Annotated in this window: 16 protein-coding genes; 1 reads left to right on the forward strand and 15 read right to left on the reverse strand. The window is 40.2% G+C overall.

Annotation, left to right across the window (positions count from 1 at the left end; translation table 11 throughout):
* Positions 1-83 precede the first annotated feature (83 nt).
* Genes A8806_RS01740 through A8806_RS01755 form a run of 4 tightly spaced genes read right to left on the reverse strand, consistent with a single transcriptional unit; the run spans position 84 to position 4,224 of the window.
* Positions 84-2,006 carry a DUF6077 domain-containing protein gene (locus A8806_RS01740; RefSeq protein ID WP_109729429.1) on the reverse strand — a complete coding sequence of 641 codons (1,923 nt, stop codon included), beginning with the start codon at positions 2,004-2,006 and terminating at the stop codon, positions 84-86.
* 8 nt (positions 2,007-2,014) lie between these two features.
* The gene (locus A8806_RS01745) at positions 2,015-2,365 is read right to left on the reverse strand and encodes a DUF2304 domain-containing protein (RefSeq protein ID WP_109729430.1); all 351 of its coding nucleotides are present in this window, start codon (positions 2,363-2,365) and stop codon (positions 2,015-2,017) included.
* A 3-nt stretch (positions 2,366-2,368) separates the two neighbouring features.
* On the reverse strand, positions 2,369-3,061 hold the full coding sequence (locus tag A8806_RS01750) for a glycosyltransferase family 2 protein (protein ID WP_109729431.1): 693 nt from the start codon (positions 3,059-3,061) through the stop codon (positions 2,369-2,371).
* Between the two features lie 26 nt (positions 3,062-3,087).
* A complete protein-coding gene (locus tag A8806_RS01755; RefSeq protein WP_109729432.1) occupies positions 3,088-4,224 on the reverse strand; it encodes a glycosyltransferase family 4 protein in 1,137 nt (378 codons plus the stop codon).
* A gap of 254 nt (positions 4,225-4,478) precedes the next feature.
* Here A8806_RS01755 and A8806_RS01760 point away from each other — a divergent pair, with 254 nt between their 5' ends.
* Entirely contained in the window at positions 4,479-5,621 is a 1,143-nt protein-coding gene (locus A8806_RS01760) for a CDP-glycerol glycerophosphotransferase family protein (protein ID WP_109729433.1), read from the forward strand.
* Between the two features lie 89 nt (positions 5,622-5,710).
* Here the strand turns inward: A8806_RS01760 and A8806_RS01765 are convergent, their stop codons facing one another.
* The 11 genes from A8806_RS01765 to A8806_RS01815 form a co-directional block, all read right to left on the reverse strand.
* Positions 5,711-6,733, reverse strand: a complete 1,023-nt coding sequence (locus A8806_RS01765) for an acyltransferase family protein (protein ID WP_109729434.1) — start codon at positions 6,731-6,733, stop codon at positions 5,711-5,713.
* An 18-nt stretch (positions 6,734-6,751) separates the two neighbouring features.
* The gene (locus A8806_RS01770; RefSeq protein ID WP_181368545.1) at positions 6,752-7,834 is read right to left on the reverse strand and encodes a glycosyltransferase; all 1,083 of its coding nucleotides are present in this window, start codon (positions 7,832-7,834) and stop codon (positions 6,752-6,754) included.
* Positions 7,824-8,705, reverse strand: coding sequence for a glycosyltransferase family 2 protein (locus A8806_RS01775; RefSeq protein ID WP_109729436.1), 882 nt, complete (start codon positions 8,703-8,705; stop codon positions 7,824-7,826). The genes A8806_RS01770 and A8806_RS01775 overlap by 11 nt, the downstream gene beginning before the upstream one ends.
* Before the next feature lie 4 nt (positions 8,706-8,709).
* Positions 8,710-9,792 (reverse strand): NAD-dependent epimerase/dehydratase family protein, encoded by a 1,083-nt coding sequence (locus A8806_RS01780; RefSeq protein WP_109729437.1) that lies wholly within the window; start codon positions 9,790-9,792, stop codon positions 8,710-8,712.
* Positions 9,793-9,801: 9 nt separating this feature from the next.
* The gene (locus tag A8806_RS01785) at positions 9,802-10,986 is read right to left on the reverse strand and encodes a nucleotide sugar dehydrogenase (RefSeq protein ID WP_109729438.1); all 1,185 of its coding nucleotides are present in this window, start codon (positions 10,984-10,986) and stop codon (positions 9,802-9,804) included.
* A 31-nt stretch (positions 10,987-11,017) separates the two neighbouring features.
* Positions 11,018-12,463, reverse strand: a complete 1,446-nt coding sequence (locus A8806_RS01790; RefSeq protein ID WP_109729439.1) for an oligosaccharide flippase family protein — start codon at positions 12,461-12,463, stop codon at positions 11,018-11,020.
* A gap of 22 nt (positions 12,464-12,485) precedes the next feature.
* Positions 12,486-13,340, reverse strand: coding sequence for a LicD family protein (locus A8806_RS01795; RefSeq protein ID WP_109729440.1), 855 nt, complete (start codon positions 13,338-13,340; stop codon positions 12,486-12,488).
* Positions 13,341-13,356: 16 nt separating this feature from the next.
* On the reverse strand, positions 13,357-14,076 hold the full coding sequence (ispD, locus tag A8806_RS01800; RefSeq protein ID WP_109729441.1) for a 2-C-methyl-D-erythritol 4-phosphate cytidylyltransferase: 720 nt from the start codon (positions 14,074-14,076) through the stop codon (positions 13,357-13,359).
* A 239-nt stretch (positions 14,077-14,315) separates the two neighbouring features.
* On the reverse strand, positions 14,316-15,971 hold the full coding sequence (locus tag A8806_RS01805) for a glycoside hydrolase family 25 protein (protein WP_146203246.1): 1,656 nt from the start codon (positions 15,969-15,971) through the stop codon (positions 14,316-14,318).
* A gap of 31 nt (positions 15,972-16,002) precedes the next feature.
* The gene (locus tag A8806_RS01810) at positions 16,003-17,106 is read right to left on the reverse strand and encodes an acyltransferase (RefSeq protein ID WP_109729443.1); all 1,104 of its coding nucleotides are present in this window, start codon (positions 17,104-17,106) and stop codon (positions 16,003-16,005) included.
* Positions 17,106-19,499, reverse strand: a complete 2,394-nt coding sequence (locus tag A8806_RS01815) for an N-acetylglucosaminidase (protein ID WP_109729444.1) — start codon at positions 19,497-19,499, stop codon at positions 17,106-17,108. The genes A8806_RS01810 and A8806_RS01815 overlap by 1 nt, the downstream gene beginning before the upstream one ends.
* Positions 19,500-19,508: the final 9 nt, after the last annotated feature.

Consider the following 19,508-nt stretch of genomic DNA (forward strand, 5'->3'; position numbering starts at 1 on the left):
CCCTGCCCATCGACAAAATATCCTGATATAGTATAGCATTGCAGTTTGAAAATAGCAAGGATAAAGCAATATCCAAAGCGATACTACCTATACCATATATAGTACGGCCCCTCTTCTATTTCCGAGTACAATACATACCCCATGTCCTCCAGCCATTCTGTACACGCCTCATTCTGGCTGACAATGCAGTTCACACCAGCTGCATCCGCCTGCTCCTTAAACGCTTCACTGCTCTCCTCGTTTGGATCCGACGAAAACTGCATATATTTCTCCTGCTCAAATGATGCTGCCGGAGAACCGTTATTAACCGGAAAACGTTCTACCGCAGAAACCGAAACAATATCCGGGGCATAGGTCCTGATCATAACTGAAAGACCATGCATGGCCCCATTCGGGTATACCCAGTTTGGCGTTACCACATACAACTTCTCTCCTGACTCCTTTGTCAGTTTTTCCAGTTCTTCTCCCAATTTTATTGTAGATTCAGGCATAAAATATTTATTACCCAATATTACTTTAATGCTATTTTTCACATCGGTTTCCGCTACCGGATCTCCGGGCACAAGTGTATCTCCGGTTTTATTAAACCCGTAAGGAATTCCTGCCATAAGAATCATTCCAATAACAAGATATCCAGCCTTAATGAATCTTTCTTTTGCCTTCAGCTTTAAAAAAACCACACACAAATATATGGAGCTCAGAATGATAAGCGTATATATCCACGTTGTCCATGCCCGCCCGGAAACAAAGCGATATACAGATGCCTGTTCAAAAATATCATTCACTTGCGGGATTATCATGCATGCCGCAATCAGTATCATAACCCCGTTTATTTTGTTTATCACCCGTTCTTTTAACAGGAAACTGCCGAGGAAGATAACCAGACTGACAACCACCACAGGGGAATGCAGGCTTTGCCGAACATCTGCATATAGTGTCTCCTGACATCCTGCCGAGCCCGGCAGAATAAAGCCAGCCACACAATAAAGCAGCAGTACAGCCACTGAAAAAACTTTTTCTTTTTTTCCATAGTTCATCAAAAGGCTGACAATAAAATAAGAACTCACAGTAACAATAAGAACCGGCAAAACAATCGTAGTTTTTGAAATCATGACAAGAGAGATTGCCGCAACACTTAGGATCATCTTTAAATTGATCCGGGAAACTTCTGTAAAATAGAACAGCAATAGGATAATTCCAAGCATTTTTGGCATAGTTACGCCTAAAAACATACCTGTATTGAAGTGGAAGGTATCACGGAGCGGCAGTATATTGTATGAAAACAGAAAAATATAGTACATTCCAAATAACAGTGTAATCAATACTGGAAATTGAATAAGTGAGGATTTTATCTTCACGTTTAATTTCTTTAATATATTTTCCGCGAAGCCTTTTACAACATTTAGAAATAGGAAGTAATAAAAGACTGACTGGAATAGCCTTAAAAAAAGTGCAGGATTTACTCCCAGCAGCTTCACATAAACGGATGCCTCCAATTCCCATGTATTTAGAAGGTAAGAATCAAAACCGCTTTTTCCTACCCCTACCGCATAATTCGTTGCATAACCAGTTGTTGTATATGGAAGAGTGGCTACTTTAGTAATATAATAACCATCATCCAAATGATTTCCAAGCCAGAACCCTCTAAAATAAAAAAACAGCATTACTGTAAAAGCTGCCAGTATCACATAGAGAATCCAATTTTCTCTTATATAAAGCCCTAATTTAACGCGAAATAATTCTGCATCCTTTTTTTTACGGACGTATATAATATATCCGCACAATACAACCCATATTACAGCCATACAGCCTGCAAATACAATCCAGGGAAGGTTTAAAAACTGTACAATAAGCCCACAGACAGCAACAGGAAAGCTATAAACCAGATATCCGGTTGTCAGGAAATGTGACTCACTTTTCTTCTCTCCTGCAGCTGCTTTTCCCAATAGTACTAAAAATACAGTGAATAACATCCAAAATATAAAACAAACGATATATTCTTTCATGGCATTTTCTATTCCTTCTCCGCATCCTTATCAATCTTACGGTCTATTGCAATCTGCTGTGCAAGCGCATCCACTTTGTTCTCTAATTGTGATATCTGTATTGTCATGAAAAACATCTTGACAATCAGCACAAAAATAATCACAAGAAATACCATGCTGATTGGAGACTGGAATCCGATCAGGCCGGATATTCTGTAAAAGACCTTAGGAAATATCCCCATCAAAACAAGAAGCGTTGAGAAGGCTATCCAAAATATGGTATACTCAATTTTAAGTTTCGACTGACGAATTCTTTTCAGCATAAAAACGAGCATCAATATTGCACTGATAATCAATAGTATTCTAATTAAAAAAGTCATAATCTAACCTCTTTTCCTAAAATTCTGCACGAACAGAATAGATATCAACATCTTCAGCATATACTTCGCAGATCCCGTTAAATTCAAATAACTCTCTCCGAATTGTCTTTCTTCCATTTTTACCTGAACCTCTGAAATCTTCGCTCCGTTCTTCAGAAGATAGGAAACCGTATCCGGTTCCGGCCCATAATTCAGATTCTGTGCAAACTCTTTTATCATTGGGCGTGAGAACATTCTCATACCGGATGTCGGATCAGACACCCTGATCCCGGTCGTCATTTTAATGGCAACCGTAAGAATCTTGCTGCCGACCATCCTGAGTGACTTACTCTTTCTGTAATTCAAAAATCTGGAACCTATCACGATATCATATCCCTCTTTTATCCTGTCCAGCATTGCCTGAATGAATTCCGGCCGGTGCTGTCCGTCCGCATCAAACTGGATAGCATAGGAATATCCTTTTGTATATGCATATTTCAATCCAGCCTGAAAAGCTCCTGCCAGTCCCAGATTTGTAGGCAGATCTAATAATTCATATCCCTTCCTCCGGCAAATCTCTGCCGTCCTGTCTTTCGAACCGTCGTTGACAACAACATAATCGTACTGCGCGTAATTGTCCCTTATATAGGTTACTACATTTTCTATATTTTCTTCTTCGTTATACGCCGGTATAACAATCAGCAATTCACTCTGCATATTGATTTCCTTTCCTACTTATGTATTTACAGGCTGTTGACTTTTTCAGCCACAATATCCCATGTATAGTTCTGCTTCAGTCTTTCAAAAGCCAGCCGGACCGCTTTTGCTCTTTCGTTCGGATTTTCAATTGCCTTTGTAAGAGCTTTTGTCAGTATAGCAACCTCATTGTTAGGAATTACCATCCCGTATGCATCAGTAGGGAATGTCTCCCTCGCTCCGCCCTTTTCTGTTGTCACCACATAGCACTGGCAGACAATTGCTTCCAGAATGGATGTAGAAAATCCTTCTGAAAAAGAAGGCAGACAAAAAATATCTGTTTCTGCCAGAAGTTTCACTACATCTTCAAACGATCTCCTGCCAAGCGGAATTAAATGGTCACTTTTATGCCCGGCTGCATACTTTTCAAGAATTCCGTCACCGGCCAAAAACAAATAGATATTTTGATGCTTTTTCTGTATTGTCTCAAATGCACTAATTAGCTGGGGAACTCCCTTTTCCGGCAGAAGACGGCCTGTAAACGCAATCACTACAGCATCTTCTGGAATACCGTATAACATCCTGTAATTCTTATCTTTTACATTAAGAATACTTTCAATGCCTTCCACATCAACAGAATTATACAAGATACCTTTGCCCTCAATATGAAAATGTTTAAGCCAGGATATACAGGCACTGGAGACACCATAATAATCTTCACAAAATAACCGGCCGATTTTTGTAATCAGGTGCTCATAAATTCCTCCAATAAAATCCAATACTGGATTCCCAACTGATAAATGACTGCTTCCGTGATCAATTGTAATCACTCTTACATGATTTTTATGTGCAAACCACTGTCCATATATAGAATGAATATAAAACCTTGTATTAACAATTACAAAATCGAATTTCTTATTTTTCAGTATACGATGTATCTTTCTAAACTTACTATTCATTTTTAGAACAGGATATCTCCCGTCTAAAAGATTCATACACGGCATTCTGTATACTGTAATTCCGTCCATTTTTTCATATTCTGCCTGATCCAGCAAATTAGATGTAACAACCGTTACGGAATTTCCCATTTCGATCAGCTTTTTTGCCAGATTATAAGTATAACGCTCAACACCACCCATATGTGGAAGATACTGTGCTGAAAATATACAATAAGAACGCCCCATTATGTCCCTCTTTCTCATATCATTTTATGTCAGATAAATACTATTTTACAATTCAATACGCCTATATTACCACTAATCCGTCATTTTTTCCAGTTATTTTTCCACGCCGCATCACAGTTCAATTGATTATTCTTCCAGTTTGTCGTATAATGCAATCGTTACATCACTATATTTGGAAACATGAGGAACAGTAACAACAGATGATCATTTATTCATTTTTTGTTTCTTCATTTTATTTAGAAAGGAAATCATAAATGTCCGATTATTTACAAACTATCTTGGCACGTATTTTGCGCCATCTTCTTAAATTACTCTCCGTTGGCAGGCAGCACGCAAAAAGGGTGGTCTTCTTCAGCTATTTTGGGTCGCAGTACTCCTGCAACCCAAAATACATCTGTGAATACATGCTGGAGCATGCTCCTGATTATGAAATCGTATGGGCTTTTGTACAGCCTGAAAAATTCTTATTCTTGGAGAAAAAGGGGATTAAAGTTACAAAGTACCTTTCCCTTCCCTTTTTAAGAATCTGCCTGACTTCCAGATATATTATTACAAACTCTGAGATACCAGCATGGTTCCCGCTCACCGGAAAACAGACGCTGATCAACACATGGCATGGCGGAGGCGCTTACAAAAAAGTCGGTGCCGCCTACCAGAAGGAAACTTCCGGCAAGCAGAAACGGGCCGCAATTGCACGTAAAAATCCCTGCATCTATCTCTCGAGTTCAAAAGCCTTCACTGAAATGACCTTGAAAGAAAGCTTTCAGCATACCGGAAAAGTTCTCTCCTTCGGCATGCCGAGAAATGATATGCTTGTACGGCAGGACCGTGATGACCTGTACATGAAAATCAAAGATTTCTATCATATTCCTGCTGAAAACCACATCCTTTTATATGCCCCGACTTACCGGGATTCAAAAAAGGCTTCCGAATATCTGTTTGACTGTCCAAAAGTAAAACAGGCCTTGAGCAGGCGCTTCGGGGGCAGCTGGTCAGTCCTTTACCGGATGCATTATTTTGTCATGAACCAGCTTCCGGAATCTGACGATTATATCGACGCATCCGGATATCCTGACATGCAGGAATTGTTATATGCTTCTGATGTCCTGATTACAGATTATTCCTCCTCCATGTGGGACTTTTCTCTAAAGAAGGGACCGTGCTTCCTTTTTGCAACAGATCTGGACCACTATGACCTTTCCAGGGGATTCTACACGGATATCCATACATGGCCTTTCCCCCTCTCAGAGAATACCGAGGAACTGACTGCAGCCATAGAACATTTTGATGAAAGTCAGTATCTGGCTGATATCCAAAAACATCTTGACGGTCTGGGAAATCAGGAATCCGGAAAGTCAGCGGAAAAGGTTTTTGAATATTTACAAAGTAATCAATAACATGAATGGGGAGCGCAGCAAAATGCCGTGCTCCCCATAATTTCTTTAAAAATAATATTCTTACATGAAATAATCTCCATGCAAGTATCTTACTTTGATCCCAATTTTATTTTATCAATCAATTTATGAGCAAGCATACTGAGAACAATGCTCAGAGCAATCGTTATACAGGGTATTACAATAGTATTCATAAGCGAATTGTCTGAACCATCACCCAGTACATAATATTCGTAAAGAGACCTTAAAAATATATGGATCAAATATAACTCCAATGAACAGGCACCAAACTTACTCAAAAGACGGTTGAGCCAGCTACAATCCAACAGCCATAGAATCACCGCTGACAGAAAACAACAAATGAATCCAATTGGCAGATATACCACCCTGAATATACCAGCAACGCTTACCATATGGTTTATTACAATTACAATAGCAACGGTTCCGATTGCTGCCGCTGCAATACCCAGAAACTGCATCCTGCTGAACTTGTGCCCCTCCATCACCCAGACCGCTAAAAGACTTCCAAGAACAAAACTGCTGATACGCCAGAATGCAATCTCCGTCACAGCAAAGTAGGATGGATTCACAGCATAGATAATAAGTGGCAGAATCAGGCTTAAAGCCATCAGTACAGCCTTCTTATAAACTGCCCCTCCTTTCAGAAAGCACTTGAAAATGAGCGGATAAACCGCATACAAACCAAGGATCAGCGCTATGTACCATACTTCTCTGTCTCCACTTTTCCAAAAGGCAAGAAGGCTATAGTCTAAAAAGAACTTACCAATATCTTTTTTTACCCAAAGATCCTGCCATATCCAATAAGGAAGAGAGATTACTAAATACGGAATAAGTACGCGCAATGCTCTTTTTATATAAAATTCTTTAACATTCTCATTTTTTGTCATAGAATAGAACAAGCCTATTCCTGACACAAGCAGAAACATTTCTACTCCGGTCATTCCCCGTTTCGTTACAAAACTAACGAGGGGCACTGAACGAAATAATTCCGGCCAGTGAAAGAGCATGATCCAGATAATTGCAATCCCCATAATCTGGCTCCTGTATGAACTTAGTATTTTCCAGCTTAGTTCTCTTCGTTGTTTACTTTTCATAAATGAATACTCTCCCCGCTAACGTATTACTTTTAATACCGCTGCATTCATTTTATACAAAATAAGATACAGTTTTATGAGATGATGTTTCAGCAGAATCTTCTGTATCCATTGAAACTTATTCAAACTCCGGTCTTCATGACTGTTCAGGGCACTTCTTATCGGCTCAAAGCTTATCATCTGCCTTAAACGTCTGCTTTTTTCTCCAAAGCTTTCTTTATTCTGTTCATGCATAAAATCAGTACGCATACAAGTACCAATCGTAATCATGGTTCCTTTTATAAAAACCTCCCTGAATAGCTGCGGTTTCTTGTACTTTTTTATAAATTCATCCTGCTTTCTTAGGACAATCAAAAAAACTTTATAAGCATCCGGCCGGTATCTCTTTGAGATGGAATCTGAACTATATCGGTAATAATACAAGGGACAGTTATAGTAAGATATTTTTTTCGCTTTCTCAAATAGATTCAGATAAAAAATAATGTCCTGCGAACGTACCAGCTCGGGTTCAAAGCATATCCCTGTCTGTTTTAAAAAGGTATGCCTAATCAGTTTACACCACGTTCCGCCCATCATATTTTCCGGGGGCTGAAAACTGAAGTCTGGATGGCTGCGTACCATCGTCTTTAATTCCGCTTCATTCTTCATTGTATAATCAAACAATGCAATATCTGCCTTAAAAAATTGATTTGGGGCAATTTCATTGTTCTCTTTTACTGCATAATTCGTAAAAATCAAAATCTCGGTATCCAGTCCAACAGCCTTTTTATATGTTTCCTCACACATTTCCGGTGCACACCAGTCATCGGCATCTACAAAAGTAATCCATTCTCCTTCTGCCGCTTTAAGCCCGGTATTTCTTGCCACTGCAACCCCCATATTTTTCTGGTGAATCACTTTGATCCTTTGGTCTGTATTCCCATATTCATCGCAAATCTTACCCGAAGAATCCGTTGAACCGTCATCAATCAAGATGATCTCGATATCTTTTAATGTCTGACACAGCAGGCTCTCAATACATTTCCTTAAAAAATCTTCTTTAATATTGTAAACAGGTACAATGACCGAAATATCAGGTACCTTGTTTTCCCTATCTTTCACTGTTTCTCTCATAATCCACGTATACTTTCTTCAAACTGTTTAAAGAGTCTATATAGTGTTCCAGCATAAAAATCATTTTTTTTCTTCTCCCGGGTATTGAGACATCCGTTGATGCATCCTCCAGATGGAACACTAAAATGTCCGGATTATAAGCCATTACTTTTCCGTCTGAAACCATATGCTTATAAAGGAATTCCTCTTCCCAGAATAGGAAAGTACTCTCGTCAAGGCCATCATAATCCCGTATATATTCCTGGGAAAAAACAAGAAAACATCCATGTAGTTTTATATTTTCTGCATGCTTATAAAACATTGTCGGCTTTTTTTTCCAGCCTGTCAGCACGCCTTTTATTCCGGCCAATTTATAGTATAAGGGTGCATAATGGTATTTATATCGCCTTATATCCTTTTTGTAGTGATGTATCTTCTTGTCAATATCAGCTATATTTGAAAATTCAGGTTTTAAAGGATTTATGTCGCACCTACCATCCTTTGTTAAAATCATGGGACCCATCACTGCAAAATGACTTCTCCTAAACTCCCTCTCGGTCTTATCCAAAAAAGCCTTCTCCAACAGAAAAACATCATTATTCATTAATACCATATAGTCTGGATTCCATCTGTTCTTTGCATAGACGAATCCTACATTATTTCCCCTGGCAAACCCAAGGTTTTCCGGATTAACCAATACTGTTACATGTGAATGCTGCTGATAAATCTTCTGCAGCTCTGTCCCAGTGTGATTCCCTGATGCATTATCAACAACCACAATATGATAGTTTTCAGTATCTATATTCTCGTTAATGTACTGTATTGACTGCTTTGTTTCATTTATTGCCATATAATGAAGAATCACAAATACTATATCCACAATCTTATTCCTCTCGATACGTCATATCGTAAATCATCCGCTCATACATCTGCTCAAGTCCGACTTCAGGCTCCCAGCCAAGTGCACGCATTTTTGCTCCGCCAAGCTTCATTTTTACCGCAGGAGCATACCCGAACGAAAGTACTGATTCCGGAATATCAAACTTGACCGCAATTTTTCCGCCACTGATTTTTTCAGCCACAAGGGCTGCCATCTGGCGAATCTGCATATGCGTTTCTTCGTTCACTACGTTGTATGCCTGTCCATTTTCACCGGAATAGCCGAGTATAAGCAGTGCCTTCAGGACATCCCTTGTATAGCAGTAATTTCCTTCCGACGTACCTTCTGTATGAAGAACGATATCCTCCAAATGAATCGCACTCTTTGCAAATTGCACATATACCCGGTTGTCACTTGGAAGCACACCCGCCCCAAAAGTCTGGGCAAGCCTTGCTGTCCTGACCGGAACCTTATACTCTGATGCATATGCCGTGCAGAGGCATTCACAAATACGTTTTCCTTCTGAATAACTGCTTCTTACGTTCATGATGTCAATATAACCCAAATCTGTTTCTTCCACAAAATCCAGTTTAGGATCTGGCTTTCCATATACTTCCATTGATGAAACGTATACCAATCCCCTTACCTGCTTTTCCCTTGCAAGCTCCAGTACATTTCTGGTTCCCTGATAAGCTGTTTCGATCGTGCACACCGGATGTTCCACCATGATTTTTGACGCAGTTATGCTTGCTGTATGGAAAATATAATCGATTTTATCCCTATATTCAACCGGCTCTATAAGATCTCCGATATACAATTCAATATCATTTCTCTTCAAGAGTTTTCCATAGATCGCTTCCGCCTTATCACGGCTCCTGACTGCCGCGACAATATGGATATTCAGTTCATTCAGTCTGTTGCAGCATAAAAAGCACTTTGCTAACGAAGAACCAATCAGGCCTGTCGCACCTGTAATGAATACAGATGAATCACGGTAATACTCAAAGTTTATATTACTGGCGGCAATTAATTCCAAATCTTCCAGCTGTCTGGATTTATCATAACCTTCTTTTATCTGTTCACTCATCGCCCACTCCTAATCCCGGTAAAAGATGTCTCTTGTATAAACTTTTTCTTTTACGTCATCTAACAGTTTATCGTATCTGTTTGCTATAATAACATCTGATGTTTCTTTGAAAAGAGGAAGATCATTGATCACCTCTGAATGATAAAACTCTTTTTCTGCAATTGTTGGTTCATAAACAACCACTTTTATTCCCTCGCCTTTTAATCTTTTCATGACCCCCTGTATAGACGATTGTCTGAAATTATCTGAATTCGCTTTCATGGTAAGGCGGTAGACCCCGACAATCTGCGGTTTTCGCTTCAGGATCTGAGACGCAATAAAATCCTTACGGGTACGGTTGGCCTCAACAATCGCTTCCATAATGTCATTTGGCACATCATTATAATTAGCTAAAAGCTGTTTCGTATCCTTCGGCAGGCAGTATCCGCCATAACCAAAAGAGGGATTATTATAATGGCTGCCAATTCGGGGATCCAGACCGATCCCTTCAATAATCTGTTTTGTATCCAGACCTTTTGTCTCTGCATAAGTATCCAGTTCATTAAAATACGCCACTCTCAATGCAAGATAAGTATTGGCAAACAGCTTAATTGCTTCGGCTTCCGTCGTATCAGTTATCAGAACCGGAACGTCCTCTTTGATTGCCCCCTCCTTTAGAAGATTTGCAAATTCTCTGGCCTTCTCATGAAGGAACACATTTCCTTTCGGCGCACCTGCAACGATTCTGGAAGGATATAAGTTGTCATACAAGGCATGTCCTTCCCTCAGAAACTCTGGAGAAAACAAGAAATTATGTTCACCGTACTCTTCAATCAGCCTGTTTGTATATCCTACAGGTACCGTTGATTTTATGACAATCACAGCATTCTGGTTTGCTTCCAGAACCTGAGTGATAACTGCTTCCACAGAGGACGTATCAAAATAATTTTTCTCAGGATCATAGTTGGTAGGAGTTGCAATGATTACGTATTCTGCATCCTCCAGTTCCCCTGAAAATTCCGTTCCTGCCCTCAGATTTAAATCCCTGTGTTCCAAATACTCTATAATCTCTGCATCCTGGAGCGGTGACTTCCGTGAATTAATCTGTTCTGCCCTCTCCTTAGAAATATCATAAGCAAACACTTCATGATTCTGGGATAATAAGATTGCATTAGAAAGTCCTACATACCCAATACCTGCAACTACAATTTTCATAATTCATTTTCTCCTCTGTGACTTGTTCTTTTTATTTCTTCTTTAACCTTCTTAACAGGTTATTTTTATATTCATGTAAATAAGGATCTTTGAACAGCAGTAAAATAACAAAATACCCGCAGCCGCAGACAGCAACCGTTACAATCAGCTGTAAAGCCTGTCCCTGCACCAGTCTGTCTGCTGCCCACCGGGCAGCAAAAAACCAGATACTGGTCAGAAAATAAATCGGTAATCGCTGAAACAGAGGCCCTATCGCCAACATTTCCCTGGCATATTTTACCAGAATAAAAGAAACAACCAATTCCGACAACAAGGTTGCTATTGCCGCCCCGTTTACTCCTGCAAGAGGAATCAGTATTCCATTTGCAATCAGATTAAAAACCGCCCCTCCTGTCGTTGAGATCAACACCTCTTTATCTTTTTTATAAGGCGTACATATCTGATATGCAAATACTCTGTTCACCGCTCCGACAAGAACTTTGGCTGACAAAATTTTGGCCGCCGTAGTACCGCCCATAAAGGCCTTTCCGCTAAACAAAAAAATCAGGATATCACTAGTGCAGATCATTCCGATTACTGCGGGCACTGATATCATGAGAAGCACATTCATGGATGACTTCATAAGCTTTTCATACTCTGCCTTCAGGCCATTTCCTATATAATAAGAAACTCTTGGTAAAATAGTAGAAGATATCGTCCCGATTAACGTGCTGATAACTAGATTAACTTTTACGGCTGCCGTGTAAATACCTACGGCAGAATCCCCTCTCATAGCCCCCAGCATTGTCGTATCCATTGTCATATAAATACTGGATGCAAGACTCGTTCCAAATATAAAAAAGATTGGCTTTAAATGCCTCTTATACTCATATACATACTTTCCCCGCCAATCAATGAACTTACGTGAGTGCCATAGATTTAAGACTGCCGATCCGCCCGATGAAATAACTGTCAGGGCAGCATACCAGAAATAATCCTCTTTACTTCTTACCAGAAGAAACAGCAGTATTAATGAGACAAACTGGAATACAACTGCCCGCTTTGTAATATACGAATACTCCTCCTGAATGATAAAGAGCCATTCCATACCAATTGTAGTAAATACGATACCTGCACTGAAAATGACCAGCAGTTTTTTATAGTCTGTCAAAACCGGCAGGCTCAGAAAGATAACCAGCAAAACATAAGAGATTAGTGTAGTGCATAAATTGATGTTGAGTATTTCTTTCGCAAATTTGTTAAACTTCTCCTTGTCATCTCTGATTCTGGCCCCTTCACGTACTGCATACGTGCTGATTCCCAAAGAAGCGATCAATGAAAAGTAGGAAATGATCGAACTGGCATAATTCACTTTTCCAATACCAACAGTCCCCAGTATACGGGATGCATATGGGAAGGTGATAAGCGGAAACAAGACACTCATCAGTGTCTTGATTCCATTCGCCACTAAATTAACCGTTATTGATTTTTGACGCATATTTTTTTATCTCCATACAAACTTATTGTCCACCCTCGCCAAAGTCGATGAGACATGGTCTGTGATTCACACGTTTGTCCTCCGGGGGCAGCTGCATGTAGTCTCCAAATATTCTTGTCAGCAATTGATCTGTATTTTTCGGGATATAAACATAAAAATCTCTGAACGGCATCTTCTTCATTGGATAGACGTCACTCTTTTTCATTGCATTCAGCCAGGGTTTTGGTGTCTCAAAAGCAGAATAGTACTTTGTATTCCTTTTATTGTACCGTTGCGATTCCTTCTGGAACCTGCGGTAGATTTTCAAAGGGGTAATATGCAGAATCTTAAGTCCAATTCTCACCATGCTGCATATAAACTCTGCCACTTTTTTCTTTATTCCCTGATAAGGAATAAATGGAGTCCCTTTCCCGCTGAGAAAAAGCAGGCGTCCCAGAAACCATGTCACAAAAAACTGCCGTTTTCTTGCAAGATACCCATCTGCAAGATGATCGTAAATAAATATATCAATATTAATTCCCGGGATATAATCACAATTTTTTACATCTCTGGATACAAATTTCGTTCCCTTCTTCTGCAGATGTGTCACAGTACAGGCATAGTTTAAATTTGTCTCACAGGTAAGAAACTCATATTTATCTCCAAGTTCTTCCTTTACTGCCCGCTCAAAACGCGGCAGATCTTCCCGGAAAATACCGATATCGATATCATCATCCCACGGAATAAATCCATGATGGCGGACCACCCCGAGGGCGCTCCCGAAAATAATAAAAGTATCTATTACATGTCTTTCACATACACCCAGAACATCCCGCAGGATCTTAGCCTGTGTGTCCTGTACTTTACTTAGTGTTTCCTGATCATAAAATTCATCCATAAATAACCACCATTCCCTAATAGCCTAATATCTGCGAATTCTCCTCTACTTCCATAATAGCCCTGAATGTATAAAAATCCGAAGGTGTTGTAATCTTAATGTTGTCCGGCTTTCCAAGTACCGGATATAACGTATATCCCGCTTCTGACATCATTGTTGCAGAATCTATAATATCGTTGATTCCCTTATTTTTCGCCTCATCATGTGCTTTTAATAATTCCTGATATTGAAAACTCTGGGGTGCCCTTACTACTCTGCATTTATTCCGGTCAACACTGCGGACAATTTCCTCATTATCATCTACAAGCATAACCGTCTCCGTAGCAGGCACCACTGTTACGGCACAGCCTTTTTCCTTTGCGGTCCTGATATTACTGCTGATCAGTTCTTCATCAATCAACGGTCTCACACCATCATGAATCAGAACAATAGAATCACCATCTATCGCCCCCCGCATGGCATCCAGACCATTAAAAATCGATTCTTGTCCGGTACTTCCCCCCGGTGAGATCCATTTCACTTTATGAATCCGGTATTTTTCCAGCAATTCCTTCAGATAGTCTATCCATTCTTCAATGCACACAACCGAAATTCCGTCTATCTCAGGATGCTTTTCAAAGTGTTCAAGTGTATATATAATAATCTCTTTTCCATGCAATGTGAGGAACTGTTTAGGCCGAGTCTTTGTATTCATTCTCTTACCTGCCCCTCCTGCAAATATCACCGCATAATTCATTCATTTTTCTCCTTAATATCACTGAAAATACATTTTCACATCTGTAAAGTATAACACTTATTCTATCTGAGGGCAACTGTTGAATTCAAGCCTCTTTTTATGCACATGCCCGAAATACCGCGTTTAATGACTGTATCGCTGCTGTTTTCCTCTCTGGTAATTAAAAAAGCAGTGTTTCCCTATTCATGGGCAACACTGCTTTATCAGCTGCTTAATATACATAAGCGGTCTTTTTCTATTTAATTCCATATTCCGGCATAAACCACATCATTGGATCTGCCATAAACAATAATCTGGTCTGCTCCTCCGCTTTCTATACTGTTCTTAATATGGTATTCATTGGATCTTCTGACACATAATGTATCTATCCCATCTGCATCCCAGTCACCAACCACAATATGATCGGATGCACGCCCGTATGGCACGGTCACATCAGCCTGTCCGTCAGCCAGACTGTTTTTGATGTAATAAGTATTACCGCGGCGGATGCAGAGTGTATCCGTACCGCTGCCATTCCAATCCCCTGTCAGTACTATATCATCACGTTTTCCATAGGCTACTACGCTGTCTGCAGTACCATCAGCCAGACTGTTCTTAAAATAATACGTATTCCCCCGGCGGACACAAAGAGTATCTATGCCATCGCCATTCCAGTCTCCGACATACACCTCATCACTGCTGCGCCCATAGTTTACCACGACATCTGCCATCCCCCCTGACAGGCTGTTTTTAAAGTAATATGTATTGCCGCGTCGGACACATAACGTATCTATACCGTCTCCGTCCCAGTCACCTACAAGGATTTCATCGTTCTTATATCCATAGTTTATAATCAGGTCCGCGGCACCATCAGCTAAAGAATATTTAAAATGGTATTCGTTTCCACGTCTTACGGCTAAGGTCGTTCCAGATTTTTTACCACCCGAATTCCCACCACTTGTATTTTCATTCATCCAGAAATTCACATCCACATTTCCTGAAATCCCAGAAACTTTGCCGGTTGATGTACATTGCCAGATATCATATGGATCGCTATAGTCACAGGTTACATTATATTGGGCAACCCACTTTGACCACGAATCATTCTCAAATACAGGACTTGTAAGCTGCGTAGTCCACCAGTTCAGGTTCGCATAAATACCGGCATTAAATCCCTGTGCTGAAATTGTATCGCAGAACACCTGTGCCATCTGCCCCTTTACTTCTGCACTCACGTTAATTGTAGAATTATCCTCCATATCAAAATAAACAGGATATGTCAGACTTCGCCCGCTGATCAGCCTCAGCACATGCTCAGCTTCACTTTTGGCATCAGCTGTTGTTTTTGCGTAAGAATATATATATACTCCATAGGGAATCCCTAACCGTTCACATTCTGAAACATTGTATGCCCATGTTTTATCATCCTGGGACTTATCATTATTACCATAACCACACCGCAATATCGCAAAGTCTATTCCATCCGCCTTTACTTTTTCCCAGTCAATCTTCCCCTGATGCTCACTGACATCAATACCTTTGGATACAGCACCGTCAATTGGCTCTCCCGCACTATTCATATATACGCCATTTACTTTCTGCCACGCGTTTGGGTATGGTACTGTTCTTGCCCTGTACTGCACACCTGTAATCAGTTCGCCATTCTGGTACCGCCAGCTATTTTCTGAAATCCCCTGCTGTCCCTGACTGCTCTCACCATCAGTTGTCACAATACCACTCTGCGCATCGCCAGCTGCTTCTTCTGAGTTTTCCTGCGTATATTCCTCTGTGTTTTCTTCTGTATATCCCTCTGTCTGTATATCGGCCGCCTCTGCGGACATGCTGCCAAACACACTCCCCGACAAAAGGCATATTCCTAATAGGAATACTGTCAGCCTGCTTCTGTTTCTTTTCACTTATGTCACCCTTTCTGTCACGTATAAATACTTAATTATTATGCTCCCTTTTATGTCTTCCGTTCTTTCCCCCCGAAAAGAACACAATGATTTTTTCTGTCAGTCCCGCCCTCAACATTTCAAGTATAGAGCAAACAAAAAATACAATTAACACGGCTGCTAAAGAATACCATATATAATATCTGCTTTCAATATAAGAATTTCCATGCAGAAGTTTCAGCCACAATGTATTTCTAATGATGGGATTGTCATGCAGCAAATAAATCCCAAATGTAGTAGCCGCGATTCTGTTTATTACTTTACTCTGTATTCTCAGATTCTGAAAAGACAGAAAAGCTGCAACAGCACAAACCAATGTCAACAAACTATTTACTTCTCTAATTCTGACTGCGAAATCTTGAAAATTTGGATTTTGTATGCTGAGGAAATCAAACCCGACTATAAGTCCCAGTAATAAAAGATAGCTGCCTGCTGCAGTCAGCAGGCTCTTCCTCTTTATATCCTTTACCTTCAGAGGATAAAGCCGTATATATGCAGCAATCATATATAATATAATGAACCACCCCACGTAATTAAAATCAAAAGATGCATCCAGAAAAGTGGGGAATACACTCCATATCACAACACCACTCAAAATCAATTTTTTATGCATCGGCTTATCCATACTTTTTATCAGCCTGTTTAAATATGGTGAAAATAAATACAATATAAAATATGTCGTTGCAAACCAATATTGCTCATATGGTATTGGTAAGATTGCTTTCTTAAAAATCTGGGCGACTTCCCCAATTGAGGCAAATTGTATTTCTCCAGAAATAACCAGAATCAAAACACAAAATACGGCGCATTCCGTCACCTGAAGTATCAGCTTTATAAGTTTGCGCGGCTTATATTCAGACTGAACCAAGAAGTATCCTGAGATTAATACAAAAATATCAACCCCCAGCCGCCCGCCCCCGGACAAAATCTGTACCCAAACCCGATTAAATGTAAAACCAGTCTCGCTAAATACATAACCTCCATGCACAGAAAAATGGTGCATGACAATAAGCATCATAGAAATAATCCTGAGCAGTTCATAGTTAGAGTATCTGGCACTCTTTTGCCTTATCTCTACATTCACAGCACTTTTCATTATTTCCACTTGCCCGCATACGTAATATCAGTTTTTCTGCCATAGTATACAATCAAATCAGCGTTGCCGTCAGAGATACTATTTTTAATGTGATAAGCATTATCTCTGCGGACGCACAGGGTATCTTTCCCATCACCATTCCAATCTCCAACAAGTATTTTGTCAGCAGAACGCCCATAAAGGATGGTAGCATCTGCCGCCCCGCTTAACAGGCTGTTTTTTATGTAATATGCATTGCCTCTGCGCACACAGAGTGTATCCACGCCATCTCCGTCCCAATCTCCAACTAATACGCTGTCATTCGCTCTTCCATAAGGAATTGTAAGATCGGCAATCCCATCTGAAATACTATTTTTAATATAATAGGTATTTCCCCTGCGGACACAGAGTGTATCTTTCCCGTCTCCATTCCAGTCGCCGACGAGTACTTCATCATTTTTCCTTCCATATGTAACAACTGAATCCGCCTGTCCTTCCGATAAACTGTTTTTAAAGTAATAAACATTACCACGCCGGACGCACAGGGTATCCACCCCGTCGCCGTCCCAGTCTCCTATTAAAACCTCATCGGACGCTTTCCCATATGGTACTGTTAAATCAGCCGGCCCATCTGAGAGAGAGTATTTAATATAATAGGTATTTCCTCTTCTAACAGCCAGAGTATCCGCATCCGGATTCTGAGGGTTATTGCCGCCTGAATTATCTGAACCACCTGAACTATCCGAGCCTCCCTGGCTGACTTTACCATTCACAACAGTAAGGTAATCTTTACTCGCGAAAACATACATAGATGAAAAATTATACTTCCCGGAAGAATTGTCGATCGCAGTACGTCCGCTATTTAGAACCGGATCACTCTGCAGTTTATAAAACCCATTCGCTTCTCCCAGAATAATAAAAGCTTGTCCAGTCTGTTTACCTGTCGTAAACAAACCTGCTGAAGATACACTGCTGTCTTTTCTTATATTCAAATCCGTATGGGTCGTACCACTGACATCCTTAACGCCTATTGTATACTTTGACATATCTTTCCTTGCAGAGTCCAGATTCCATACAATATTCGCTGCTTTTTCACCCCAATATGGATCCGATGCATATTTCACATTTAATCCACTCGCCTTGTTTCCCAGAAAACTGCCATAATAATTAGGATTATTTGGATTCAAATATCTTTTGGACATCCAGCCTTCTACAAAATTCTTAACACATGCATCCGGACTTGCATAAGAGCTTGCACTTTCTCCCGGTGAACTGTCTACAGCATTCAGCCCAAAGATATTATTCTTTTCCCGGGCAATATTACTGGTACCCCATGCACTTTCATTCGCAGCCAGGCCAGCCGTCAGAAGCGCATTTACACCATATGCGTTCTGATTGTTAACCAAACTGGTACCAAGGTTCCACATTTTTGATGTATTGTTTGTTTTCGCATTTATCATGTTGCTCAATTCAGATGCAGAATAGCTGGTAGTACTTCTCATAGGTAAAAACTGATAATAATTATAGTAAGGATTATTTGGATTAATAGACTGCTTCCTCGTATTATTTCTGTAGTCACTCAGCATCACTGAATAATCCGTATAAAAGTAATGTCCATCGTAACTGTAATATGTTGTCCCTGTTTTCATATATGACTGCTGCAGCCCAACCCTCAGAGAACTTGTGGATGCAGAATTCATATTCGTACATATTTTATGTACAATATAGGTTCCATCCGCATAATAAGAACTCACCGTTCCTACACTGTTACGGGAAACCAATTTCACCTCAGACTCTGCCACTAACCCGATCACACCACTGATCATGAACTTGACATTTCCATTTTCTGTTCCCAGATATGCCGCATCAGATCCCATCAATCCATATAAATATCCCGCTTCGCCGGTTTCATATTCCGTATAATTTGTCGTCTCTCCATCTTTCACAGCGGTCCCATTTTTTTTCACACGCAAATTTACGACATAGTCATTTGCAGCCCTGCTTCGGAACTCCACTGACTTGACATCCGGTGAAACATCATCTGTTATGTAATAAATATTCCCCTCTTCATCCATACACTGAATTTCCACCGAGGTAACTATTTCCTTCTTGTCCTGAGCCTGAATATTATCTTCTGAAGCCTGTTCTTCATCGCCCGGCACTTTTTCCTGCTCTTCAGATGCATTTTCTTCATTATTAGTACTGCCGCTGTTTTCCGTTCCGTTGTCTGTCTCCGCGTTATTGTCCGTATTCTCACCTATCTGCGTTTGCTCATCCACGGAATTCTGTTCCTGCTCTGTGCTTTGCCCTGGCGGGCTTTGATAATCTTCTGCCGAAACCCGTACTCCAAATCCACTAAACATTCCCAAACTCAGACAAATACTCAAACTTATTGCTAAAATTCGTTTCTTCATATGTTCGCC

Origin of the sequence: Faecalicatena orotica, assembly GCF_003149245.1 — a bacterium.
GTDB classification, from domain to species: Bacteria; Bacillota; Clostridia; order Lachnospirales; family Lachnospiraceae; genus Faecalicatena_A; species Faecalicatena_A orotica.

Excerpts from the sequence above, each read along its gene's own strand:
- A8806_RS01740 (WP_109729429.1), bottom strand. The coding sequence starts at position 2,006 with ATGAAAGAATATATCGTTTGTTTTATATTTTGGATGTTATTCACTGTA.
- A8806_RS01745 (WP_109729430.1), bottom strand. The coding sequence starts at position 2,365 with ATGACTTTTTTAATTAGAATACTATTGATTATCAGTGCAATATTGATG.
- A8806_RS01750 (WP_109729431.1), bottom strand. The coding sequence starts at position 3,061 with ATGCAGAGTGAATTGCTGATTGTTATACCGGCGTATAACGAAGAAGAA.
- A8806_RS01755 (WP_109729432.1), bottom strand. The coding sequence starts at position 4,224 with ATGGGGCGTTCTTATTGTATATTTTCAGCACAGTATCTTCCACATATG.
- A8806_RS01760 (WP_109729433.1), top strand. The coding sequence starts at position 4,479 with ATGTCCGATTATTTACAAACTATCTTGGCACGTATTTTGCGCCATCTT.
- A8806_RS01765 (WP_109729434.1), bottom strand. The coding sequence starts at position 6,733 with ATGAAAAGTAAACAACGAAGAGAACTAAGCTGGAAAATACTAAGTTCA.
- A8806_RS01780 (WP_109729437.1), bottom strand. The coding sequence starts at position 9,792 with ATGAGTGAACAGATAAAAGAAGGTTATGATAAATCCAGACAGCTGGAA.
- A8806_RS01785 (WP_109729438.1), bottom strand. The coding sequence starts at position 10,986 with ATGAAAATTGTAGTTGCAGGTATTGGGTATGTAGGACTTTCTAATGCA.
- A8806_RS01790 (WP_109729439.1), bottom strand. The coding sequence starts at position 12,463 with ATGCGTCAAAAATCAATAACGGTTAATTTAGTGGCGAATGGAATCAAG.
- A8806_RS01795 (WP_109729440.1), bottom strand. The coding sequence starts at position 13,340 with ATGGATGAATTTTATGATCAGGAAACACTAAGTAAAGTACAGGACACA.
- ispD (WP_109729441.1), bottom strand. The coding sequence starts at position 14,076 with ATGAATTATGCGGTGATATTTGCAGGAGGGGCAGGTAAGAGAATGAAT.
- A8806_RS01810 (WP_109729443.1), bottom strand. The coding sequence starts at position 17,106 with ATGAAAAGTGCTGTGAATGTAGAGATAAGGCAAAAGAGTGCCAGATAC.
- A8806_RS01815 (WP_109729444.1), bottom strand. The coding sequence starts at position 19,499 with ATGAAGAAACGAATTTTAGCAATAAGTTTGAGTATTTGTCTGAGTTTG.